24 protein-coding genes are annotated in these 24,626 nt (G+C 38.1%); 22 read left to right on the top strand and 2 right to left on the bottom strand.

Features of this window, described 5'->3' with window-relative positions:
• Positions 1–27 precede the first annotated feature (27 nt).
• The 3 genes from ACIP9G_RS15470 to coaD all read left to right on the top strand — a co-directional run bounded on the left by ACIP9G_RS15470 (position 28) and on the right by coaD (position 2,581).
• Positions 28–1,449, top strand: a complete 1,422-nt coding sequence (locus ACIP9G_RS15470) for an RNA polymerase II (protein ID WP_340826011.1) — start codon at positions 28–30, stop codon at positions 1,447–1,449.
• Positions 1,450–1,524: 75 nt separating this feature from the next.
• Complete coding sequence (gene rsmD / locus ACIP9G_RS15465) at positions 1,525–2,091, top strand: 16S rRNA (guanine(966)-N(2))-methyltransferase RsmD (RefSeq protein ID WP_340826009.1); 567 nt, start codon at positions 1,525–1,527, stop codon at positions 2,089–2,091.
• Between the two features lies 1 nt (position 2,092).
• On the top strand, positions 2,093–2,581 hold the full coding sequence (gene coaD, locus ACIP9G_RS15460; RefSeq protein ID WP_340826008.1) for a pantetheine-phosphate adenylyltransferase: 489 nt from the start codon (positions 2,093–2,095) through the stop codon (positions 2,579–2,581).
• Between the two features lie 349 nt (positions 2,582–2,930).
• Here the strand turns inward: coaD and ACIP9G_RS15455 are convergent, their stop codons facing one another.
• The gene (locus ACIP9G_RS15455; RefSeq protein WP_340826007.1) at positions 2,931–3,908 is read right to left on the bottom strand and encodes a hypothetical protein; all 978 of its coding nucleotides are present in this window, start codon (positions 3,906–3,908) and stop codon (positions 2,931–2,933) included.
• Positions 3,909–3,949: 41 nt separating this feature from the next.
• Between ACIP9G_RS15455 and ACIP9G_RS15450 the strand changes: the two genes are divergently transcribed.
• A complete protein-coding gene (locus tag ACIP9G_RS15450) occupies positions 3,950–4,996 on the top strand; it encodes a SepM family pheromone-processing serine protease (protein ID WP_340826005.1) in 1,047 nt (348 codons plus the stop codon).
• Between the two features lie 225 nt (positions 4,997–5,221).
• Here the strand turns inward: ACIP9G_RS15450 and ACIP9G_RS15445 are convergent, their stop codons facing one another.
• Positions 5,222–6,433, bottom strand: coding sequence for a nucleotidyltransferase (locus tag ACIP9G_RS15445; RefSeq protein WP_401020504.1), 1,212 nt, complete (start codon positions 6,431–6,433; stop codon positions 5,222–5,224).
• 260 nt (positions 6,434–6,693) lie between these two features.
• Here ACIP9G_RS15445 and ACIP9G_RS15440 point away from each other — a divergent pair, with 260 nt between their 5' ends.
• The 18 genes from ACIP9G_RS15440 (at position 6,694) to ACIP9G_RS15355 (ending at position 24,625) form a co-directional block, all read left to right on the top strand.
• The gene (locus tag ACIP9G_RS15440) at positions 6,694–7,227 is read left to right on the top strand and encodes a YceD family protein (RefSeq protein ID WP_340826003.1); all 534 of its coding nucleotides are present in this window, start codon (positions 6,694–6,696) and stop codon (positions 7,225–7,227) included.
• 24 nt (positions 7,228–7,251) lie between these two features.
• Positions 7,252–7,425 (top strand): 50S ribosomal protein L32, encoded by a 174-nt coding sequence (rpmF, locus tag ACIP9G_RS15435; RefSeq protein ID WP_010858320.1) that lies wholly within the window; start codon positions 7,252–7,254, stop codon positions 7,423–7,425.
• A 278-nt stretch (positions 7,426–7,703) separates the two neighbouring features.
• Positions 7,704–8,471, top strand: a complete 768-nt coding sequence (locus ACIP9G_RS15430) for an enoyl-CoA hydratase/isomerase family protein (RefSeq protein WP_337981945.1) — start codon at positions 7,704–7,706, stop codon at positions 8,469–8,471.
• 110 nt (positions 8,472–8,581) lie between these two features.
• Entirely contained in the window at positions 8,582–8,959 is a 378-nt protein-coding gene (locus ACIP9G_RS15425; protein WP_340826002.1) for a transcriptional regulator, read from the top strand.
• 389 nt (positions 8,960–9,348) lie between these two features.
• Positions 9,349–10,251, top strand: coding sequence for a ketopantoate reductase family protein (locus ACIP9G_RS15420; protein ID WP_401020502.1), 903 nt, complete (start codon positions 9,349–9,351; stop codon positions 10,249–10,251).
• A complete protein-coding gene (locus ACIP9G_RS15415) occupies positions 10,248–10,643 on the top strand; it encodes a DUF3397 domain-containing protein (RefSeq protein ID WP_340826000.1) in 396 nt (131 codons plus the stop codon). The genes ACIP9G_RS15420 and ACIP9G_RS15415 overlap by 4 nt, the downstream gene beginning before the upstream one ends.
• Before the next feature lie 99 nt (positions 10,644–10,742).
• Complete coding sequence (gene bshC, locus ACIP9G_RS15410; RefSeq protein WP_340825998.1) at positions 10,743–12,359, top strand: bacillithiol biosynthesis cysteine-adding enzyme BshC; 1,617 nt, start codon at positions 10,743–10,745, stop codon at positions 12,357–12,359.
• Positions 12,360–12,612: 253 nt separating this feature from the next.
• Positions 12,613–13,044: a division/cell wall cluster transcriptional repressor MraZ gene (gene mraZ, locus ACIP9G_RS15405; RefSeq protein WP_139860193.1), complete on the top strand. Its 432-nt coding sequence runs from the start codon at positions 12,613–12,615 to the stop codon at positions 13,042–13,044.
• 60 nt (positions 13,045–13,104) lie between these two features.
• Positions 13,105–14,055 carry a 16S rRNA (cytosine(1402)-N(4))-methyltransferase RsmH gene (rsmH, locus tag ACIP9G_RS15400; RefSeq protein WP_340825997.1) on the top strand — a complete coding sequence of 317 codons (951 nt, stop codon included), beginning with the start codon at positions 13,105–13,107 and terminating at the stop codon, positions 14,053–14,055.
• Positions 14,056–14,424: a cell division protein FtsL gene (gene ftsL, locus ACIP9G_RS15395; RefSeq protein WP_340825994.1), complete on the top strand. Its 369-nt coding sequence runs from the start codon at positions 14,056–14,058 to the stop codon at positions 14,422–14,424.
• Positions 14,421–16,631, top strand: a complete 2,211-nt coding sequence (locus ACIP9G_RS15390) for a penicillin-binding protein (protein ID WP_401020497.1) — start codon at positions 14,421–14,423, stop codon at positions 16,629–16,631. Before ftsL ends, ACIP9G_RS15390 begins: the two co-directional genes overlap by 4 nt.
• A 58-nt stretch (positions 16,632–16,689) precedes the next feature.
• A complete protein-coding gene (locus tag ACIP9G_RS15385; RefSeq protein WP_340825992.1) occupies positions 16,690–18,606 on the top strand; it encodes a stage V sporulation protein D in 1,917 nt (638 codons plus the stop codon).
• 125 nt (positions 18,607–18,731) lie between these two features.
• Complete coding sequence (mraY, locus tag ACIP9G_RS15380) at positions 18,732–19,706, top strand: phospho-N-acetylmuramoyl-pentapeptide-transferase (protein ID WP_340825991.1); 975 nt, start codon at positions 18,732–18,734, stop codon at positions 19,704–19,706.
• The gene (gene murD, locus ACIP9G_RS15375) at positions 19,703–21,052 is read left to right on the top strand and encodes a UDP-N-acetylmuramoyl-L-alanine--D-glutamate ligase (RefSeq protein WP_401020495.1); all 1,350 of its coding nucleotides are present in this window, start codon (positions 19,703–19,705) and stop codon (positions 21,050–21,052) included. The genes mraY and murD overlap by 4 nt, the downstream gene beginning before the upstream one ends.
• A gap of 40 nt (positions 21,053–21,092) precedes the next feature.
• Positions 21,093–22,172: a putative lipid II flippase FtsW gene (gene ftsW / locus ACIP9G_RS15370; RefSeq protein WP_340825988.1), complete on the top strand. Its 1,080-nt coding sequence runs from the start codon at positions 21,093–21,095 to the stop codon at positions 22,170–22,172.
• Positions 22,173–22,194: 22 nt separating this feature from the next.
• Positions 22,195–23,049 (top strand): cell division protein FtsQ/DivIB, encoded by an 855-nt coding sequence (locus ACIP9G_RS15365; RefSeq protein WP_401020491.1) that lies wholly within the window; start codon positions 22,195–22,197, stop codon positions 23,047–23,049.
• Positions 23,027–23,755 (top strand): DUF881 domain-containing protein, encoded by a 729-nt coding sequence (locus ACIP9G_RS15360; protein ID WP_340825985.1) that lies wholly within the window; start codon positions 23,027–23,029, stop codon positions 23,753–23,755. Before ACIP9G_RS15365 ends, ACIP9G_RS15360 begins: the two co-directional genes overlap by 23 nt.
• A gap of 150 nt (positions 23,756–23,905) precedes the next feature.
• Positions 23,906–24,625: a DUF881 domain-containing protein gene (locus ACIP9G_RS15355; RefSeq protein WP_340825984.1), complete on the top strand. Its 720-nt coding sequence runs from the start codon at positions 23,906–23,908 to the stop codon at positions 24,623–24,625.
• The last annotated feature ends 1 nt before the right edge of the window (position 24,626 follow it).

The raw sequence follows: 24,626 nt of genomic DNA, 5'->3' as shown, positions 1-24,626 counted from the left end.
AGTATCATGCTGCGGGAGGTCAAGCACATGAAATTTGCAGTCAGTTTTTTTTCAATTTTAGTATTAGTCGTATCTGGTGTGTTGTTTTTCCAATATCAGGCCTATTCTTCTGATTTAGAGACAGGAAATGGTGCATTCCATTATTCACAGGAAATTGAGATTGTCTATCGTGAAAATAGTCTAGATATTCGTCACCATTTTAAAAACTTGCCAAATCAAAAGGTAAAAATAAAATGGCCAGAGGATGCAACAAACCCAACGTGTTTTATCGATAACGAAAATAGTTGTAATCGTTTATCAGAGGAAGTTTCCTATTTTGAAAAAGGCGAAACTAAATCACAATCCGTTTCATACATAATCCCAATCGAGGGTGGCTTAAAAGATAAAATGCTGCTTCAAAATGTCTTTGCCACTTTAACGAATGGAGAGGTATCGTATTCTGTCATACATATTTCAACAGATAGTAAAACTGTCGGACAATGGATAACAGGTTTACCTTTAGTAGGTCAGCAACAATTATCGCTTGTTAACTATACGATGTTTAGCGGCAATGGCACGGCGAGTGATTTATATTGGCAAGCTGGTGATTTAAAGGCGCAAGAGCAAACTCCTGTCTTAACAATTTATGCACAGCAGGCAATTTCAAAAGATTTCTTAAAATCACTCGAAAATTTAAAGTTCTTAAATGATGAGCATATAGCGATTGTTCAGGAGAAAAACCCTGTTGCCCAACATGACGAACGATTATTATTTTTACCAACGCTAACAGCACAAGCGGTTGAGCAGGAAGTGATTCTTTCGCAAATTCATTCACAATATACTTTTGAAAATTCACCGGCATGGTTGGCTGAAGTTGTGGCATCCTATTTAGTGAAGGATACGATAGGCTCAGAGAAGACAAAAGAAATTGTGCAAACATTAAAAGACTACATGACAGCAAGCCAACAGTTAGCATGGCAGGAAGCTATGGATAACCTTGGACAAGAACCAATCTCTCCAGTGACAATGGATAAGCTACTTTCAACAGTGTTAAATGGGAAAACTTCTTATTTCCAATTAAATGCAACACTAGAAAATGGTACGTATCCGTTATTAATGGAAGACGAGCGTAGTATTTATGTAGATGGCATTCATAAAAAAGATGTTCATGTTATTTTATATGAAGGTCAAGTATTATACAGTGCCGATACATTACTTCCTTACCTAGGATATACAGCAGGAGAAGGGAAGAACGGTTATTACGTAAATAGTGACAATCGAACATTCCGCTTCCCGAAAGAATCTGGATTCTACGTGTTCAATCAACGTAGATATTCCACAATTTCTGATCCAATTATTAAAATTGTTGATCATTATTATGTAGAAGAAGCTTGGCTACAACGACTATTTTTAGTAGAACTACAAAAAAGTGATGGTCGAATTCAAGTTTTAACACAAGAACAAGAATAATTTTTTGCAGCGGAGGAGTTCTTTCGCTGCAAAAATGCTTTCTATTTGTAACAGAAAGTACGGTGAAATACATCTATGAGAGTAGTAGCAGGAGAACGTAAAGGAATGCCCCTTAAGGCAGTTGCAGGGAGTACAACAAGACCTACAACAGACAAAGTAAAAGAATCCATATTTAATATGATAGGTCCATTTTTTGATGGCGGAACTGCACTTGATTTGTTTGCAGGAAGCGGTGGATTAGGAATTGAGTCGCTCAGCAGAGGTGCAGAACATGCTATCTTTATTGAAAAAGACGCTAAAGCCTATCAGGTATTACAGGAAAATATAAAGAAGTGTCGGTATGAAAATTGTTCAGAGCTTTTTCGCATTGATGCAAAGCGTGCTGTGAAAGCGCTATTAAAGCGTGATATTACGTTTAATCTTGTATTTTTAGATCCGCCCTATCACCATAAAGAATACTATGATTTAGTACAGGTGCTTGTGGACCATGATAAAGTACAACACAATGGTATTATTTTATGTGAACATGCAAAAGAAGTAGAATTACCACCTAGTTTTGGTGCTTTTCTATTACAGAGACAAGAAACATATGGCGGAACGATTATTTCGGTCTATCGTTGTGCTGGGGAAGAGGGAGAGTAAGTTGGAGAAAATTGCTGTTGTTCCTGGAAGTTTTGATCCTGTTACATTTGGTCACCTAGATATAATTAAGCGTGCAGCTGATGTTTTTGATATTGTTTATGTTGCGGTTTTAAACAATTCATCAAAGCACCCATTATTTTCTGTAGAAGAGCGTATGGCATTAATGGCTGAAGTTACAAAGGAATTGCCGAATGTACGAATTGAAAGTTCTTCAGGTCTCCTTATTGATTATGCTAAAGAAAAGAACGCAAAGGCGATTGTTCGCGGCCTACGAGCAGTTTCGGATTTCGAATACGAAATGCAAATTACTTCAATGAACCGCTTTCTTGATGAGACGATTGAAACATTTTTCATCATGACAAAAAATCAATATTCGTTCTTAAGCTCTAGCATTGTGAAAGAAGTAGCAAAGTATGGAGGCAATGTTCATGAACTTGTTCCAGTTTGCGTGGAACAAGCTTTAAAAGAAAAATACGGTTTTGCTAAATAAAAAATAGAGGATGTATTAATTAAGACAACCTCTTAGAAGACTATAGACAAACTTGAAAAAATCGAGTGCTGTCTATAGTCTTTTTTATTTTAAATAAATAAAAATTGTGTGAGTGCCTGGCACTTTCCAAAGCTATCTAGCATTAAATTTACTTTTAAAAGCGTAAAAATCCACTGTGCTTTCCGCGGGCACGTTGTAAGCCGCAACCCTCGCTGTCGCACGGCTTGTGGGTCTTACATTGCGTGCGTTCTCGCAGGAGTCTCCGTGGATTTTTACTAGGTTTACTTTATTGGCAGTGCCATGAAAATTCAAAATTGTGTGAGTGCCAGGCACTTAGAAATGCGTTTTTTTATTTTAAGAAAAAAAGAGCATAAATAGTAGGCACAATGATTATGCTAAGAAGGCGAAATTTAATGTAAGGTCTGACCGAAAGCTTGGCAGATTTTGCGATGACAAAAATTTGTAAATGGATACTAATGCTTTGCATTGTCAGCATAATGACTACTAGCAATGATAAGTATTGGTAATCTCCGAATTCTGTGACAGTCATTTTTAATCCATTTGTTACTTCTAATACAGCGGCGATAGCATGCTCGACTGGTTGTGGAAGATTAGGCAACATTTTATCTAAACTTTGCTGTAATATTGTTTGAATCGTAGTGAAAAAAATGATGGTCGTTCCAACTAACAAGATGGTTGGTGCTGTTTCTTTTATGCTCTCTGAAAATGGGGATGAATATAAGGTTGTATTGTGTATAGAAATAGTAGGTGTGTCGGTTTTACGAAATAAAAAGTAACCAACTACTAAGCAACAAATATTAAAACTATGTAGTAAACATAAAAACAGCCAACCAAACGTATTACTGTGTAATAAATCAAGGCTAACAAAACCTAATACAAAAAGAGGGCTTGGTGCATGACAAACCGCTAGTAAAAAATTGGCCTCCTTAGGATGTAATTGTCCACTGTTTTTAAGATACACAATTGTTGTAGCTCCAGTTGGATATCCACCGAGTGCGCTTATCAAGTAGGCTTGTACGTATAAAGAAACTCTTTTTGTTTTAGCGCGCATAGGAGCGGTTAAACGAAGTAACCATTGCGTTAAAATAAGATAAGGTAGTAAATACGGAAATAACGCCTCCATAAATAGATTTAATCCTAAATCGGTACCAGTATGAGCAGTTTGTGGGAATAACAAGAGTAATAGGATAAGAAGTATGCAGAGCGCTATTTGAATTGTCGCAAACATGTTATCATCTCGTTTCAACTTTTTGTCATTCACATAGGCAAATGCTAAAATTAATATATGTGAAAAAGGCAAAAACATGAACTACTGGTTTTTGCATGCGTCTTAGGAGGTGTCCATTCATGAAGAAAAAAATTGGTTTATATGTAGTGTTTTTAGTCGCGCTTTGTTTTTTAATGCTATACCGACTAGACGCATATATTATGAAGCCTGGCAGTGCATACGATGTTAGTAAATTTGTTAGTGTCGCTAATGATCATACGGATGAAGCGGGGTCAATGAGTTTAATGACAGTTGCTATGCAACAAGCCACACCGTTTTCGTATTTATGGGCGAAAACGCAAAAATATGAAAAAATAATGGATATTCAACAAGTGAGAAATCCATTAGAGGATGACGAGGAATATAATATCCGACAGTTAAAGTTAATGTCAGACTCTCAATTCAATGCAAAATATGTGGCCTTTCAAAGAGCTGGGCTAGAGACGAAAATACACTTTAATGGCGTATTTGTATTAAATGTCTTAGATGGTGGCGCATCCGATGGTTTCTTAAAAGCGGGTGATGAAATTACGAAAGTGGATGGTACAGAAATTACGAACCAACAAATGCTTGTTGATTTGTTATCAACAAAACAAATTGGTGATAAAGTGACCATTCAATTATTACGTAATCAAAAGGAACAAGAAGAAACGGTTACTCTGAAGGAAATTCCTCAATCTGAGGAAAAGCGAGCTGGGTTAGGAATTACCTATGCAGAAAGTAAATCGATTGAAACGAATCCAAGTGTCACAATGCACACAGAAGATATTGGTGGTCCGTCAGCGGGGCTTATGTTTACACTTGAAATTTTAAATCAATTATTGGAAGAGGATTTAACGAAAGGCTATGCAGTAGCTGGAACAGGTGAAATGCTCATAGATGGATCAGTTGGGCGAATTGGTGGTATTGATTACAAAATCATTGCAGCTGATCGAGATGGTATGGAAATCTTTTTTGCACCTGATGATGAAATCTCAACTGAAATGAAAGCAAAGTATCCTGAATTAGAATCGAATTATGCGACGGCAGTCAAAACGGCTAAAGATATCGGTACAAAAATGAAAATTGTACCTGTGAAAACGGTCGATGATGCAATTGCTTATTTAAAACAACTAGAACCTAAATAAAAATGTCTATTTGTGGTCGACAAAAGAGAAAAAGTGTTAGATTGATGGTCATCAATCTAACACTTTTTGCTGTGCTGCATGTCCGCTACGGCGGTTGCTTTCCGCTCTGCGCAGTAAGCCCGCTAACGCGTTGCTCTGACGTAATTTTAAAGTTATGTTCCAGCCTTTTAAGACTGTAGCTTAAAGCGTCCGCTCGCAACGGCAATTAACTGCAATATTCAACCATTAAAATCGAATCGGTGGCGTTTGATAATCTTTTGGCAATGTGAACTGCTGCGCCCCTTGTTCTATACTAAAGTTGTATACTTCTGCAGCGTGTATATCTACAGCGAGCATGGCATCATTTGTAGAGGCAACACGGCTTATTAATGGTAATGTAAAGTCCTTTTTATGCATGCCTAAGTATGCTTGCCCTTGCGCACTCATGCCGAGTAAGCGGATTGTAGAAGGGGATTGGAAGCTTTTAAGTTGCTCCTTTGTAAAGCCTGTATAAATATGTGTTAGCATGCGTTGTAGACGTGTCCAAGTATAGCGTTTAGATTTTATTTTCTCCATAAAGCTTCTAAAGGAGCTACTCGTTTTCGCGGCTTTTAGTAGTGCGTGCTCTATACCCTCTGTTACTTCCGCATAGCGCGTTAACTCGCTTGCTGTATGCCGAATAAGGGTAAACTGTAAAAACGGCCAAAAAGCCTCCCAGCTAGCAAAATTTTTATATTGAACATACCAATCCTCTAAATAATTAAAGGAAGATTGGGGGAGTACATCATGAACGCTTTGTAATGTTCCTTTCGTAGCGAGTGCTTTACGAATACCAGTGGCACTTGCAATCGATGCCCCCTCCTGCATAGCATCGTGATATCCTGCGGCTATACGTGGAATAGTTAAAGGCTTAATTGCACTTCCTAGCGTTATTGCCGCTTCGATATAATGGAATCCTAGTATATTATTTGGTTGTGCTAAATCAATGTATGTAGCAGGGAATTTTTGAGAAAGCTGTTCATAGGCATAATGCAGGCTTTTAGGGTAGCTAACACCCGTTTTAACGCTTTCTTTAATAAGTGCGTCATATTCGGTGCGGTGCTTCGAAATTAACTGGTACGTATTCATAAAGGGTTCTATGGAGCCATCTTCGCTACCAAAGGCAAAAGCATCACAGCGAATTGCCGATAACAATGAAATCGCCCCCTTTGCGAAATCTGTTGCGGGTGCGGTACTATAGACATACGGTAGCTCAATTACAATATCAACTCCGCTAGCGAGCGCCATTTTTGTGCGTGTCCATTTATCTACCATGGCAGGTTCACCGCGCTGCAAAAATGTACCGCTCATAACAGCAATTGCTATATCTGCTTGCGCTACTTTTTTTGCCTGTTCTAAGTGATAAGCATGTCCATTATGAAATGGATTGTATTCAACAACAATACCGACTGCTTTCATTACGTAAAACCCCCTTTATATATTTTTTGTGCTTCTTGTTTTTGACCAATCAGGATGGTACAAATAGTTTTACTGTGCCTCTAACCTATTCTTTACTCATTACTATTGAAATTTTCGTATAGGTTGTGTATTGTGGCTAAGTGGAATGATTTTGATGTATTTAATTATAGGTGGGTTTTCGAGTGGTGACAAGAAATTATCTTGACATCTATTTTTACACATTATATAATCAACAGTGTTGTCTCGAGGTGATTAAACGAATGAAATGGTCAATTCATCAATTATCTAAATACCGTCAAGACGGAATGCCGATCGATACCTATGTCCAATTGGATGAGGTGATGGAGCGAAACCAGGATATTCGAGCAATTTCGCCCGTTCATGTAAAAGGGCTATGTACATTCGGTGCATCGCAAATGACTTGTCAGCTTACTGTGACAGCAACGTTAACACTCCCGTGTGCTCGCACTTGGGAAGATGTTGAGTTTCCTATCAAAGTTGAGACAGTTGAATTATTTAGCTGGATTGACGAAGAAAAAAGAGGGGAAGATGCCGGTAATATTCACTATTTAGATGGTGATGTAATCGACATGAAGCCAGTTATTGAGGAGCTAGTGCTTCTTGAAGTACCAATGCAAGTATTCAAAGAGAATACCGAAGGACAAGTGCATGGTGGTAAAAACTGGTCTTACGCAACTGATGAAGACGTGAAGCTTCACAAAAAAACTGACGAACCAAAAGTGGATCCAAGACTAGCTGATTTAGCTAAGTATTTTGATCAAACAGACGAATAGACGATCTGTAAGGAGGTGCCATCAATGGCTGTACCATTTAGAAGAACTTCTAAAACTGCAAAAAGAAAGCGTCGTACGCATTTCAAACTATCTGTACCTGGTATGGTAGCTTGCCCAAACTGTGGTGAAGCAAAATTATCACACCGTGTTTGCAAAGCTTGCGGACAATACAAAGGTAAAGAAGTAGTAAGCAAATAATACAGTGTTTGCTCACTTAAAAGGCTAGTAAAGAGACCATGGCTCTTTACTAGCCTTTTTGTTTGTATGAAGTGACAGAATTTTTAATAAATATTACAAAGTTATATAGTACTATAATAATTGTGTGATACAATTTATGTAACTTGCTGTCAGCGGGGGTTTAAAGCGTGGCTGAAGTTAAAAGTCTTAGTGGAGGTTGTAGCTTTAAGAGGAGCTTTTCAAGCGGGCTCCGCTTGCGCTGAGGCATAATTGAAGATGGGGACAAAGGGGGAACTGTAGTGGCTTATATAATTGACAATCAAGATGGGATCATGACTTTTACGATAAATCGTGAGGAAAAGCGCAACGCTGTAAACGATGAGGTAATGAATGGTCTTCGAGAAGTAATTACATATATCCAAAATCATGACGATGTGCGTTTTTTAGTAGTCACAGGAGCGGGAGAAAAATCTTTTTGTTCAGGTGGCGATTTATCGGAGTTTCATTCTCTTGAAACGGAAGATGAAGCATTTGGTATGTTAAGTAAGATGGGGGAGATTTTATATGATCTTGCTACATTACCAGTACCAACGATTGCGTTAATAAATGGAACGGCTGTCGGTGGTGGATGTGAAATAGCGACTGCTTGTGATTTTCGCTTAGTGGCGAGTCATGCTAAATGTGGATTTATTCAAGGGACATTAGCAATTACAAGTGGCTGGGGTGGCGGTACATACTTGTTTGAACGAGGTTTACGTCATGATCGTGCAATGAAGATGCTAGTGGATGCAAAGCCATATCCAGCTGAATTACTATATGACATTGGTTGGGCTATGCGCGTATTTGAGGGATCGAAGCAACTTGCTTTAAATGATTTTATTGAACATATGCGTAAAATACATCCTTCTGTACACAAGGCCTATAAAGAAATTGAACTTCGTAAATGGCGTGAGCGTAATATGTATGAGCGTGTAATGGAGGAAGTTCGTACTTGTGCAAAACTGTGGGAAAGTGAAGCGCATCACGAGGCAGTTAATAATTTTCTAACTAAAAAGAATAATAAGTAGCGTATAGTGGCAGTGATTACATGAAAACATAATCACTGTCTTTTTTCGTCCCGTGATTCTATTTTGCCTGATAACGCATATAGTAGTAAAAAATGTGAGGGTGATAGATTATGGAACTGAAAAAAAGAAAAGATCAATGGACGAAGGAAGACGATGAAAGATTAGCAGAAATTGTCTTGCATAATGTGCAAAATGGTAAAACGCAGTTAGAGGCATTTGAAATGGCTGCTGATGAACTTGGGCGTACAAAACAAGCATGTGGCTTTCGTTGGAATAAAACGTTACGTGGGCAATATAGTCAATCGCTTTTAGCTGTTCGCAATCAACCTCAACAATCTATGCGAAGTCATTTAAAATTAGCGTTAACGAGTTTTGATGAATTGACAGAAGCCTATCAAAGTCTTGAGGTTAAACACCGTGAATTACAAAATGAACATGAAAAGCTAGTGAAATGGTTACAGCAAGGCTATTCTTTAATGAAAGATTAACTTGTCAAAGGGAAAATGATTGTAAGTAGATAGTTACGTTCTTTTTCAAAAAAAGAGTAAGGTCTTTTAAGAAAATGATGCAAAAGAAACCATAGGATGTAAACGCTAACGTCGACTAAACATTTTACCTACACTGAATGAAAACAACCATTATTGTATCGTAAACACCAGCTAATCTTGTATAATAGAAACACCTGCAAAGGAGGTGTCTCAGATGAATTTCTGAGGCACCTCCTTCTATGGCGTAAGGAAAAGTGTTGTTTATGTTACTGCAGTGCGAGAAAAGTAAATGCTGGAGAAGCGTTTATAACTTCAGTTTAGGCTGTTTAAAAGGTTTGTTTTTTACTGTTTAGATAGCCTCTTTACATTAAGTGGAGGTGGCGAACGTTGTGAATGTAGTAGTAATTGGAGCTGGTGCAGTCGGTCAGCTAATGGCTAGTTTCTTAGCGGAGGCTTGTATGGATGTTACATTAGTTGTAAGAAGACAAGAACAAGCCGATGAACTTAATTTGAAGCATTTAACGAGGGTCCATATAGATGGTACAAAAACATTGCATCAAATTGCTTCTAGCGTTGAGTTAGAGATGTTGCCTCGGCCGGATTTGATTGTAGTTGCTGTGAAATATGGTCATTTGCAAAATATTTATAAACAATTATTAGATTTACCTAAGGAAATACCATTGTTGTTTGTGCAAAATGGTTTAGCACATTTTGATGAGGCTTTACGTTTACCACAAAATACGATTGCTTTTTGCTCAGTTTCGTTCGGTGCTCAAACAATTGATTTTACAACTGTTCAACATAGAGGTGTTGGTCTATGCAAAATAGGAATAGGGCGTGGAGACAGTATTGTATTTGAAAAGTTGTTACACTTAGAAAATCCTTTGTTCCCAATAGAGTTCGTTGAAAACGCCGAACAAATGCTTTTTGAAAAAGCTGTATTCAATTGCATGATTAATCCTTTAACGGCAATTTTGCAAATTAAAAATGGTGATTTATTAACAAATAAGCAAGCATACTTGTTAATGCATACCATATATCAGGAGTTAACAGAGGCTTTTAAAGATATTGAAAATACCATTCCGTTTTCAGCAGTAATAGCTTTGTGTAAAAAAACAGCGGCGAATACATCATCTATGCTAGCTGATCGCATGCAAGGTAGAAAAAGTGAGGTTGAAACGATTGTTGGGGTAATTTTACAAAAGGCTTCAGCGAACGGTTATCCATTACCTACTTTGCGAACTTTATATCACCAAGTTCTAGCGATTGAAGAGAGCGGTGGGCAATCTTGAAAGATTTTTTACATATAGTTATCAGCGTCATTATTTTTTGTCCAATTCTTTTATTCATCATTGTCTATGCTATTAGTCGAAAGGTTAATATTCGTGGTACGCATGCATTTGGAGCCGCATCTGATGTGACGACGTTTTGTTTGTTTTTCTCGGTACCATTGGCAATTAGTGTGCTGTGGGGAATAAATGTAGGGGCCTTTTTAGTAATGCTAGCAATAATACTGGCAATCATTTTTACATATATAGACTGGCGTACAAAAAGAGAAATTGAAGTAAAGCCGCTATTACGGAAAATTTGGCGTTTTTTATTTTTAGTACTTAGTGCAGCGTATATTTTAATTTGTATAGTCGGCATGATTCAATCTGTTGTAGAATATTTACACTCTGTATAAGCATTTTCTTTTCATGTTGGAGACAGAAGCGTTAAAATAATAGCATTAAAATGTTTACAAGGAATACGATGATTTAGTGAGTAGAGGAGTTTGTGTTAAATGAAACTGGAGTCAATCCAAGTACCCGTGAAAAATCGTGTGCTAGCAGATTATTGGTCGCCAAATACTGCCATTCATGAGTTTTTTGAATATGAATATAATGATGAATCATTTGAAAAGCGAGCAAAATATTTGGAGCAACGAGCGTGTGACCAAAAAGAATTAACAGCAATAATTCGTCAGTTTATGGAGCCGCTTGGCTTATCTGAAAAAGCGAATGAGCATTTGCAACAACTAGAGCAAGGAGCTGTTGCGGTTGTCGGTGGGCAACAAGCGGGTGTATTAACTGGCCCTCTTTACTCGGTTCATAAAGCCATTTCGGTAATATCATTAGCGAAAGAACAAAGTGAAAAGCTTCAACGACCAGTTGTACCTATTTTTTGGATTGCTGGAGAAGATCATGACTTAGAGGAAATTAACCATACATTTACAATGCATGATATGGATATAAAAAAACGTGCGTATGGTGAACGTTCGCGAAGAAAAACAATGGCATCGACAACAAGCTTAAACAAAGAAGCGATGGTTCAATTAGTTAACACTATCATTAAGGATTTTGGAGAAACAGCCCATACTGAAAGGTTGTTCAACCAACTTTTAGATGCGTTGAACAATAGTGAAACATTTACAGATTTCTTTGCGCGACTAATGAACGAGTTGTTTAAAGAAGAAGGGCTGCTAATGATTGATGCGGCAGATATGAACTTCCGTCAATACGAACGTAACAATTTTGCGCGTCTAATAAACCATAGTGAGGAAATTGCAAAATTAGTAACGGAAAAGGAAGCGGCGTTGGAAAGTGCTGGCTACGGGAAGCCGATTTTAGCAACCGACGATGCAGCTAACCTGTTCTATGTAAAAGATGGAGAACGCTTTTTACTAGAAAGACGACACGATCAATTTGTCAATTTAGCAGCAAATATCAAACTTTCACATGAAGAGCTATTAACAATTGCAGAAAAAAATCCTGAAGATTTAAGTAATAATGTTGTAACACGTCCGTTAATGCAGGAAATGACAATACCGGTATTAGCGTTTGTTGGTGGACCTGGTGAGCTTGCTTATTGGGCAACATTAAAGGATGCCTTTTCTGTGTTAGGTTTACAAATGCCGATTTTTGCACCACGTCTCAATATTACGATTGTTACACGACATGTAGAACAACTACTGCGTGAATATCATTTAACAGTGACGGATGTATTGGATGGCAAAGCGATGGCATTGAAGGAGCAATTTATTGCCGAAGTTCAAGATGATGAGGCAAAACGTCAAATTCTTGAGATGCAACAACTCGTTTTAGATAAATATGCTACTCTTGAACAATATTTTGCACAACAACATATGTCGCTAGATAAAATACTTGAAAAAAATAAAGAAAATCATGTGAGGCAGTTTGAGTATTTGCAACAAAAGGTAGAGCAAACGGTGCTAAGTAAGCATGAGACTACTATCCGTAAATTTATGACGTTGCAAAATGAGCTATATCCAAATGATGGGTTCCAAGAACGTTCTTATAATCCATATCAATATATCAATGAGTTTGGACCTACGTTAATTGATGAAATGCTCAAGAAAACATATAGCGTTGGAAATCACCACTATTTACTTTATTTATAAGAATTAAAAATATATCTTTAGAACTATTAAAGGTATGATGTAAATATAGATTTGAAGAAATTTGTCGGTTTAACAGGAAAATAGAGAGCTATCCTACTATGGGTAGTTCTTTTTTTATGCCCTTTAGCACAAAATGAAATTTGGCTTGAAGGTCTAAACACACATAAAAGGTTAAAATGTCAAGTTTTTTTTAAAAAAAGTGGAGGAAAGTGGGGCGATGTGGTACATTATTTAATAAAGTGGGGTGACTAGCATGTTCATGGGAGAATACCAACACTCTGTTGACGCGAAAGGACGATTAATCGTGCCCGCAAAATTTCGTGAAGCCTTAGGTGAAACCTTTGTTGTGACACGCGGACTTGATAATTGTTTATTTGGCTATCCTATGGATGAATGGCGAAAACTCGAAGAAAAATTAAAAGGTTTACCGATGACAAAGAAAGATACACGTGCTTTTGCAAGGTTTTTCTTTTCAGGTGCGACGGAAGTAGAAATAGACAAGCAGGGTCGTATTAATATTCCTTCGACTTTAGTGCAACATGCACATTTAGTAAAAGAATGTGTTGTACTAGGTGTCTCGAATCGAATTGAAATATGGGCAAAAGATGCTTGGGAAACTTATTTCACAGAGTCTGAACAATCTTTTAATGAAATTGCAGAAAATATGATTGGCTTTGATTTTTAACTTTGTAGTAGACGTAAAAACGTCAGTTGAAAAAGTAAAGGCCTGAGGGGAGCGATTGGTATGTTCGATCATACAACCGTGTTATTAAAAGAAACTGTTGACGGATTGAACATCGATCCTGATGGTGTATATGTGGACTGTACGCTTGGTGGAGCAGGACACAGTGAATATTTAGTACAACAATTATCAGATAAAGGCCGTCTAATTTGTTTTGATCAAGACACAACGGCTATTGAAAATGCGAAAGTTCGATTAGCTCCTTATATAGAGCGAGTAACATTTGTGCATTCGAATTTCCGCTATTTAAAAGAAGAGCTATTAGCTATTGGTATCCAAGAGGTAGATGGCATTTTATATGATTTAGGCGTTTCTTCGCCACAATTAGATACACCAGAACGTGGTTTTAGCTATCATCATGATGCTCCACTTGATATGCGTATGGACCAGACGGCAGCGCTTACGGCGTATCATGTCGTTAATGAATGGGCATACGGAGATTTAGTCCGTATTTTCTTCCGTTATGGAGAAGAAAAATTTTCTAAGCAAGTTGCTCGAAAAATCGAAGAGGCTCGTAAAACGGCACCGATTGAAACAACGGGACAACTTGTGGAACTAATTAAAGAGGGTATACCAGCAGCGGCTCGCCGTAAAGGTGGACATCCTGCAAAGCGCATCTTCCAAGCAATTCGTATTGCTGTCAATGATGAGCTAGGCGCGGCAGAGGATTCATTGGTCGATGCGATTGATATGATTAACGTAGGTGGACGCATTAGTGTTATTACGTTCCATTCATTGGAAGACCGCCTATGCAAGACAATTTTTAAGGAAGCGTCATCCTTACCTGAATTACCACCTAATCTACCGGTAATTCCAGATGACATGAAGCCGACTTTAAAGCTTGTATCTAGAAAGCCGATTCTACCTTCTGAGGAAGAATTAGCAGTTAACAATCGAGCTCGTTCAGCAAAGCTTAGAGTGGTGGAGAAAATTAACGACAAAGGGCGTGAGTAAATGGCAGCAGTTCGTGTAAGGCAGCACCAACAGCAACATGTGCAACAACCGTTAACACCACCTAGTCCACAACCCACTATCATACGTCGTAAAAAAACGAACCAGAAGTTTGAAAAGGCGATGCTACTAACTCTAGTAAGCATTATTGCTGTATTGTCAGTATTAGTATTGAACAACCAAGCAGCAATTCAAACGACAAGCATGGACATTCAAAAAATCCAAGCAGAAGCAGATGAGATTGCGAAACAGAATGTTGACTTGACAGTTCGTGTAAGTGAACTTTCTACATACGAAAATATATGGAAAAAAGCAAAAGAACTCGGTTTAACTCAAAATGAGAAAAATGTAAAGGTAGTGCCGGGAGAATGAAAAAAAAGAGATTTCGATTCCAATGGGGAGCCTTTCTATTACTAGTTTTTTATGGAGGGCTCTTTTTCCTATTATTCACGAGAATGGTTACGTTGCAGGCGACAGGTGAAGCAGAAGGACAAGCGCTCGCTGCAAAGGCAGCAGCTAAATATAACAAGGAAAGTGCAATAACAGCAAATCGAGGGAAAATATTAGATAGAAATGGGCAAGTCATTGCAGAAGATACACTAAGCTATCGATTAATTGCTGTAGTTAGCGATAAGGCTACTACAGATGAAAAGAATCCACATCACGTTGTAGACCCTGAAAAAACTGCGGAAGTTTTAGCAGAATATATACCGATGAAAAAAGAAGATATTTATAAGCGGCTAACAAAGCTGCGCAGTGATGGGACATTGCCGTACCAGGTGGAGTTTGGCGTTGCGGGCAGAGGCATTAACCATGAAGTAATGAGCAAAATTAAGGACTTAAAATTACCTGGGATTTTGTTTGTCAGCGATTTAAAACGCTATTATCCAAATGGTATATTTGCTTCTCATTTAATTGGTTTTGCATTGAAAGAGGACAATGAGGATGGAACCGTAACAACGAAAGGGAAAATGGGATTAGAGCTTACGTATGACAAAGAGCTAACGGGTGTCAACGGCAAAGTTAAATACCAAACGGACGCTTTTAGTTATTTATTACCGAACAGTGAAAAAATGGTTACACCTGCTAAAGACGGCGATAATATTTATTTAACGATTGATAAAACAATTCAAAGTTTCGTAGAGGATGCGATGACGCAAGTAGAGAAGGAGTATAATCCTGAATCTATGATAGTAGTAGTAGCTGAACCGAAAACTGGGAAAATATTAGCAATGTCACAGCGTCCGACTTTTAACCCCGATACGCGAGATAGTACGAATATGAAATGGCTCAATGCCGTAACAGAAGAAACGATGGAACCAGGGTCAACGATGAAGACGTTTACACTTGCTTCTGCTATCGATACAGATAAATGGGCACCATATGATACGTATATGTCTGGGCAATATACAGTCCATGATCGTACAATCCGAGATCATAATAAAGTAGGGTGGGGCCAAATTTCGTATCTACAAGGTTTTCAACGCTCATCTAATACAGCAATGGCCAATTTATTAAAGAGCATTGGTGATGAAGTATTTCTAGATTATTTAGATAAATTTGGTTTTGGTAAGAAAACGGGCATTGATTTACCGAATGAAGCAACGGGTACGATTTTATCGAAGTATCCAATTCAACGAGTAACAACGACGTATGGTCAAGGTTCAACAGTGACACCAATACAGCTTATACAAGCGATGACTGCGATTGCCAACGACGGTAAGATGATGCAGCCATATGTTATTGATAAGATTGTAGATTCAACAACTGAAAAAACGATTCAACAGCATGAGCCTGTTGAAAAGGGTCAGCCTGTTTCGGCGGATACAGCGAAACAAGTACGTGAATTACTTGCTTCAACATTAACGTCAGAATACGGGACAGCGAAGGACTTTGTACTCGATGAATATCAAGTAGCTGGTAAAACGGGTACTGCACAAATTCCTAAAGTAAATGGTGGGTATCTTAGTAACGAGTACCTGTATTCATTCCTAGGAATGGCGCCGTATGATGATCCGCAACTCATTATGTATGTTTCAGTTGAAAAGCCAAAGCTTAAAGGTGAACTGGGCTCGGTACCAGTGTCAAAAATATTTAAGCCTGTCATGCTCAATAGTTTAAAACATTTAAATATTAGTCCAGACGATGTTCAGCATGTAGATCATGTAGATTTAAATGATTATACTGGTCAAAATGCAGAAGCTATACAGGTAGAGCTAGCAAATGATGGTTTGAATCCAATTATTGTTGGAGCTGGTGGAAAAATTATAGAGCAATATCCAAAAGGTGGACAAACGCTTGTAAAAGGCAATTTTGTATTTTTAAAAACAGAAGGTGATATTGCACTGCCAAACTTTACTGATTGGTCGTTGCGTAATCTATTAGTTTTCAAATCAATGTCAGGTCTTCAGATTGAAGTTGTTGGAGAGGGCTTTGTAGTGAGCCAAAGTGTATCTGCAGGTACAGTGATTTCAGATAATGCACCAATTGTCGTGAAATTGAAAACACCTGCTGAAAGCTTTGTGCAAGACGTGGAAGCGCCATCTGAAGGAGAAGTTGAACAAGTAGATGATGAATAGTCACTGAATAGAAGTCCACTTTATTTCATACGTTGTAAAAAACAAGGTGTGATGTCGAATGAAGTGGATTTCTATCCATTCCAAAAAGCGTTTACGTATTTTATATGTTTTGTTTATGTGTGTAGCAGTTGCAATTGTCATTCGGTTATTTGTTTTGCAAGTGTTTGATCAGAAAGAATTGACGCAAAAAGCAGAAGAGAACTGGGATCGTGAAATTCCATTTGCAAATGAACGCGGGCATATTACGGACCGAGATGGTAACAGTATTGTGACGAACAAGCTAGCTCCTACATTATATTTCATGCCGTCACAAAGCAAAGATATTCCAGGAGCAGCAGCGAAAATTGCACAGGTGCTTGAAGTAGATGAACAAAAACTGTTAGAAAAGATGCAAAAAAAAGCGTACTTAGTAAAGCTAGCACCTGAAGCGAAAAATATTTCCTATGAGAAGGCTGTTGAGTTGCAAGGAATGCAAATTGAAGGACTATATAGTGGTGTAGATTATTCAAGGGAATATCCTTATGGTACGCTACTATCTCGCTTTTTAGGTTTTACAGGGTATGATGCGCAAGGGCTAGCGGGAATAGAATATGAATACGACAAGCTGTTACAAGCTAATTCTTCTGCTATAAGGCTTTTTACAGATGCGAAAGGTAATAACTTACCGAATGTCGCTAGTGCATGGAAAGCTGGAGAAGATGGCGCAACGATAGAGCTAACAATTGATGTAGATGTACAGCAAGTCGTTGAGCGAGAGCTATCGCAGGCAATGGAACGCTATGAAGCTGACCAAGCAATGGCGATTGCTATGAATCCAAATACCGGAGAAATACTAGCTTTAGCCTCATATCCAACCTTTCATCCAGCCGAATATCAATTAGTCGAGCCAGTTATTTATAATCGAAATTTACCGGTTTGGATGACATATGAGCCAGGTTCAACTTTCAAAATTATTACGCTCAGTGCCGCTTTAGAAGAGAACTTGGTAGATTTAGAAAATGATACTTTTTACGATCAAGGATTTACAATGGTTGCAGGTGCTAGATTGCGCTGTTGGAAGCGTGAAGGTCATGGACACGAAACGTTTTTAGAAGTAGTACAAAATTCTTGTAACCCAGGCTTTATTGAATTAGGTCAACGCTTGGGCGGTGAAAAGTTATTACAGTATATTAAAGACTTTGGTTTTGGAGAAAAAACAGGATCCAATATTGCTGGTGAAGCTTCAGGGATATTATTTTCTAAAGAAGCATTTGGTCCTGTAGAGCAAGCGACAACCTCATTTGGTCAAGGTGTTGCAGTTACACCGATCCAACAAGTGCAAGCAGTAGCTGCTGCCGTCAATGGGGGCAAGCTCTATACGCCATATGTTGTGAAAAAGATTTTTAATCCAGATACTGGCGAAACCATTAATGAAACAGAACCAGTTATTAAAAGGCAAGTAATTCGTGAGGAAACGTCTGCAAAAGTACGTGAGGCATTAGAGTCGGTTGTTGCGAAAGGTTCAGGTCGACAAGCATATCGAGATGGTCTACGTATTGGAGGCAAAACAGGTACAGCACAAAAAGTTGAAAATGGACGGTATAAAGATGGCGAATATATCGTATCTTTTATAGGATTTGCACCTGCTGACAATCCACAAATCGTCGTGTATGTAGCAGTGGATAATCCAAAGAAAACAACACAATTTGGTGGTGTTGTAGCAGCGCCGATTGTCGGCCAAATTATTGAAGATGCAGCACCATTTGTTGGCATTGAAAAATCGAAAGAACAGCTTGAAAAAGATTATCGTTGGGGTGACCCACTTACGGTGAAAGTACCAAGTTTCATAGGGCAAACGAAGGATGATATTGCCAAGCAACATTATCCATTCCGCATTGAATGGCATGGAGAAGGTACTAAAATTGGTAGTCAATTACCTGAAGTGGATAGTGTTATCAAACAAGATGGCACCATTCATTTATATTTAGTGAACTAACGTAACTTTACCTTTAAAAAAAGGGAAAGAACCACTATTATTATGAAGGGTAGTAATAAATATATGAGAGTTTGTGCTTTTTTCGTGAAGAAGAAAGTGAAACAAGATTTAAAGGAGATTTTTCAATGAAACTCGCAACAACGCTTACCATTTTAGCTATTGCTTTTATAGTAACAGTTATCTTGGCACCAATTAGTATTCCACTTCTTCGTCGATTGAAGTTTGGGCAAAGTATTCGAGAAGAAGGACCGAAATCACACATGAAAAAAGCAGGCACACCGACAATGGGAGGCATTATCTTTTTAATGGCCATCATCATTACAACGGTAGCAATTGGCAGCTTTTTAGATTTATTAACAACACAAACTGTGGTCCTTTTACTTGTACTAGCAGGTTTCGGATTAATTGGCTTTTTAGATGATGGCTTAAAGGTCATTTTCAAACGTAATTTAGGGTTAACATCGATTCAAAAGTTAATAGGGCAAATCGTTATTGCGATTCTTGCATACTTCCTATTGCACGTTAGTTCTTTTGATACATCATTAGCCATTCCATTTACAGACTGGACAATTGATTTTGGTGTGTTTTATGTAGCCTTTATGATTTTCTGGTTAGTTGGGTTTTCTAATGCTGTCAACCTAACAGATGGTCTTGACGGTCTTGTGGCAGGTACAGCATCGATTGCATTTGCGGCATTTGGTGTTATTGCACTATTCCAAAGCCAAGCAGATATCGCGTTATTTACATTTGCGGTAACAGGAGCATTATTAGGATTTTTACTATTCAATGCAAACCCTGCAAAAGTATTTATGGGCGATACTGGCTCACTTGCTCTAGGTGGAGCACTAGCTATGGTATCGGTACTAGTGAAAGAAGAGTTTTTACTTTTATTAGTTGGATTAGTGTTTGTTATTGAAACACTATCTGTTATTTTACAGGTGGGTAGCTTTAAAATTCGTAAAAAACGAATATTTAAAATGAGTCCTATCCACCATCATTTTGAATTATCAGGTTGGTCAGAATGGAAAGTTGTACTTGTATTTTGGTCAACTGCTTTAGCAGTAGCATTGATTGCAGTCTTATCGGAGGCGTTCTTATGAGAGAATATACAGATTTACAACATAAAAAAGTCCTTGTTTTAGGCCTAGCTAAAAGTGGTGTGGCAGCAGCGGAGATTTTACATGAGCTTGGCGCCTTTGTAACAGTCAATGATTCAAAGCCGTTTGATGAAAGCCCAGATGCGCAAGGTCTACTGCAAAAAGGCATCACAGTTATTTGTGGTCGTCATCCAGAGGATTTACTTGACGAAGGATTTGAGCTCGTTGTAAAAAACCCTGGTATCCCGTATAGCAATAAAATTGTAGCAGATGCAATTAGTCGTGATATACCTGTATGGACAGAAATAGAGCTAGCTTATTTAATTAGTGATGCACCATTTATTGGTATTACAGGTTCTAATGGTAAAACGACAACGACGACATTAATTTTTGAGATGTTGGAAAATGGTGCGAAAAAACCGTTAATTGCAGGGAATATCGGCACAGTTGCATGCGGTGTAGCAAGAGAAGCACAAGAGGATAACGTCATCGTTACGGAGCTTTCATCGTTCCAGCTTATGGGTATCAAAACATTTAAACCAAAAATTTCTATTTTAACAAATCTTTATGATGCCCATCTTGATTATCATGGTACGTTTGATAACTATGCTGAGGCAAAGTTTGGTGTAACACGCAATCAGGATGAAAATGATTATTTCATTTACAATGCGGATCAACCAATTGTTGTTGGCTATGCTGCAAAATCAAATGCAAAAAAAGTACCTTTTTCTTCTAAAGGACGTACTGAACAAGGAATTAGTGCTGATGATACGACAATTTATTGGCAAGGTGAGCCGTTTATGGACCGAGAGAATATTGCTCTGCCTGGTAAACATAATCTAGAAAATATTCTAGCCGCTGTAGCAGCTTGTATATTGATTGGCTGTGACAAAGCTAAAATGGAAGAGGTATTAGCTGAATTTGGAGGCGTCCGTCACCGTACACAATTTGTCCGTGAGTGGAATGGTCGAAAAATTTACAATGACTCTAAAGCAACCAATTGCTTAGCAACAAAAAGTGCATTAGATGCATTCCAAGCACCTATTATTTTGCTTGCGGGTGGTTTAGACCGCGGGCATTCTTTTGAAGAGTTAAGACCTTGTATGGGGCATGTGAAAGGCGTTGTGGCGTTCGGTGAAACGGGCTTACGTTTTGTAGAATTTGCTAAGTCTTGTGGTGTATCGCAAACGGTTATTGCTCAAAATGTAGAGGATGCTGTTCATTATGCCGCGCCGATGTCTGCAGAAGGAGATATTATTCTACTATCACCAGCTTGTGCAAGTTGGGATCAATATGACAGCTTTGAAATTCGTGGTGACGTTTTTATTGATGCTGTAATGAAGCTGTAATGAGCCTGTAACTATTTTAGAATATACTTGATGTGGAAGGATGGCATTACTGAGAGGGAAAGAAAGCTATTTATTGCTCGTCACAACTTTGATGCTATCAATAATCGGCATTATTTTCGTCTATTCTGCAGGCACCTATTGGAGTGCCGTTCATTATAGTGGAAAAATGCCGTTTTATATGAAACAAAGTTTGTATTTTGTGGTAGGCATTGTAGTGTTTTTAATTACCATTCGATTAAACATATTAAAAGAGCAATCCTTTTGGAAGATGGCTTATATATTTTCGTTGGTTTTACTAGTCCTTGTACTGATACCAGGTATTGGACTTGAACGAAATGGGTCTCAAAGCTGGATTGGTGTAGGACCATTAACGATACAACCTGCTGAGATAACGAAAATTACAGTGCTAGTGTATATCAGTCATATATTAGCGCAGCACAAAACTGGTACGCCAATCGTTAATTGGCGACATGCTGTTATCGTGGTGTTACCCGTTGTGTTAATTATGCTTCAGCCTGATTTTGGATCTGTATTTATACTTGTAGTATCTGTTTTTTTATTGTTATTTGTGGCAGGGTATCCGTTAAAGCTTTACGCGATGATAATGGTAGCAGGAGTTGCTGGATTAGTAGGCTTGATTGCCACTGCACCATATCGACTTAAACGTATTGAAGCGTTTCTTGACCCTTGGGCAGATCCATTGGTAAGTGGATTCCAAGCGGTTCAATCTTTAATGGCAATTGGCCCAGCAGGGATTTTCGGACATGGATTTGGACAAAGTAGACAAAAATTCCTATATTTACCCGAACCGCAAAATGATTTTATTTACGCGATTATTTTAGAAGAAATTGGTTTGGTGGGTGGGCTCGTTATTTTAGCACTATTTATACTGACAATATACGCTGGTTATAAATTTGCAGTACAGGCTAAAACACGAACATCCTATTATGCGATTATTGGTCTTGTGACAATGTTAACTGTACAGGCGTTTTTAAATATAGCTGTAGTTATCGGTTTGGTTCCTGTAACCGGTGTCACATTACCATTTATAAGCTATGGTGGAACATCTTTAGTAACAATGTGGTTGATAATAGGTATTATTTATCAATTAGCGAAATAAATATAAAGGAGGAGTACTTTTTATGGAGAAAGTAATTGATATAGAAGATCGCATCCCTACGCTTAAGCAGCGACGAAAAAAGCGTACAAATCGTAAATTCATTGTCCTAATATTACTTTTCTTTTTAGTGCTAGCTGTACTCCTTTATTTTCAATCTCCTTACAGTGATATTAAAAGCATTACGGTTAATGGTGCCCAACTAGCTGACGAACAATATTATTTAGAGGCTAGTACACTTGCACCAGGAAAGTCGATGTGGGGTTTTACGGTGAAAGATGTAGAGCAGGCATTGCTAAAGGACAAATGGGTACAAGAGGCACATGTCCAACGCAAATGGCTGCGGGGCGTAACGATTGATATTAAGGAATGGAAAAAAGTTGCGTACTTAGATGGTGACGGAACTTACTACCCATTGTTAGAGAACGGTAAGAAGTTTGAACAAGCGGGCGACAATATCCCTATTGATGCACCTGTTTTTATTGGCATTACAGGGGAAAAAACAATTAACAAGCTTGTAGAGCAATTAGCACGTTTAAAACCAGAAGTATTAGCTTTAATCTCCCAAGTCAATACTAACAGTAATGAGGCTAATCCTAATGCGGTCAAACTTTATATGAATGATGGCTATGAAGTACGTGCAGTTATTCCAACATTAGCTGACAAGCTAAATTATTATCCTTCAATTGTTGCGCAAATAGCAAATTTAGAAAAGGGTGTTATTGACATCGAGGTTGGCTCATATTACCGTCCCTTTAATGATGAGTACAATAAAGTCAGCATTGATATGACAGACAACCCTGATGAAAAAGCGGACAACCCTGATGAAAATGCCGCCAACCAGGAAGTGAATGAAGATGAACAACAAGAAACAGAATAGCAAAGGGAATTTCTTTACGAGGAAACAATTTGAGCTCCTCATCGTTTGTATAACTACTGGGTTTATCATCGGCTATTCTTACAACCAAGCAAAGGACAATCGGCAAACAAGCTCGATTAAATCTGAGCTATTTGAACAAGAAGATACGTATCGTGAGGAGTTGATTGAACAGCAGGAGCGCAATAAAGAACTCACAGAAGAAGCGAACAAGTTACAAGAAAAGATTCGGAACTATGAAAAAGAATTCGCTTCGAATGAAAAGGATTCTAAACAATTAGTTCAAGAAGCAGAAGACTTACGTTTACTATTAGGTGATTTAAGTTCGGAAGGAAAGGGTATACGTATAACGCTTCAAGATGGCGATTACGATCCTAAATCTGTAAACCCTAATGATTATATCGTCCACGAAAGCCATGTGTTTAAATTATTGAATGAATTAAAAATTTCTGGAGCACAGGCAATTGCCATTAATGGGCAACGGGTCTTGGCTAATTCTTATATAAGATGTAATGGACCTGTTATTACAATTGACGGCAAGCAACACCCTGCCCCCTTTGTAATTGAGGCGATAGGGGATTCTACAACACTTCGTGCTTCACTGAACTTAAGTGGTGGTGTAGTAGATCAGTTGTTAAATGACAATATTGTAGTGTCATTAGAAGAAAATCAAAAGTTAACAATGCCAAATGTAAAAGTAGAAAGTTAACGACTATTATTCCATGAATAAACATGGGGTAAAAATTAGGTAAAGCCTCCCACGGATGTCCTAGATAAAAATTGTTCATATTACAATTCAACATCTAAATTTAACGATATCAAGGAGTAATTGTTTGCGATACGTCTAGGAGGGGCTATTTTGAAAAAAAATATGTACACCCGAATAACGATCGTGCTATTTATTATCGGTTTGATGATAGCGGTACAATACAATACCATTCAAAAACCAGCTGAGCGAGATACACGAGATATTTGGGCCATACGAGAGGAATTAGCAGAAGAAAAGCAAAGGCATTCCACATTATTAGCAGATATTCGCTCACTTAATGAGGTAATGGGTCGCTATGAGCAATCTGAAAAAGCTAATTTACAAGCTGTTTTAAATGACACAGTCAATCAATTAAAACAACAGGCAGGCTTAACGGATACTACAGGTCCAGGGGTAGTACTCCGAGTAGAGCCAGCTCCGGAATTAGTTGCAATGGGGTATGAAATGAAAGAGATCTCTCCGGATTTACTTACCCAATTACTGAATGAATTATTTAAATATGATGCTGCTAGTGTTGCCATTGATGGGAATCGTATTGTTCATACATCAGCCATCAGAGACATAAATGGGAAAACGACGGTGAATAGTGTAGCACTTTCATCACCACCTTTCGAAATCTATGTTGGGACAAGCACATATAAAGCAGCACAAAAAATGTATAATTCTATTCAAGCTTCAACATTTATCGATTCATTTTATTTAGATAATTTTAAATTAGTGATAGAGGAGCCTACTGCACAGTTAACCATACCGGCATTCGATCAACCATTGACGAATGATTATTTAACAGAGGTCAAAAAAGGAGATTAAT

This window comes from Lysinibacillus sp. NPDC093197, from assembly GCF_044754025.1.
GTDB lineage: Bacteria > Bacillota > Bacilli > Bacillales_A > Planococcaceae > Lysinibacillus.
This window is presented reverse-complemented; position numbering and strand designations above follow the sequence as displayed.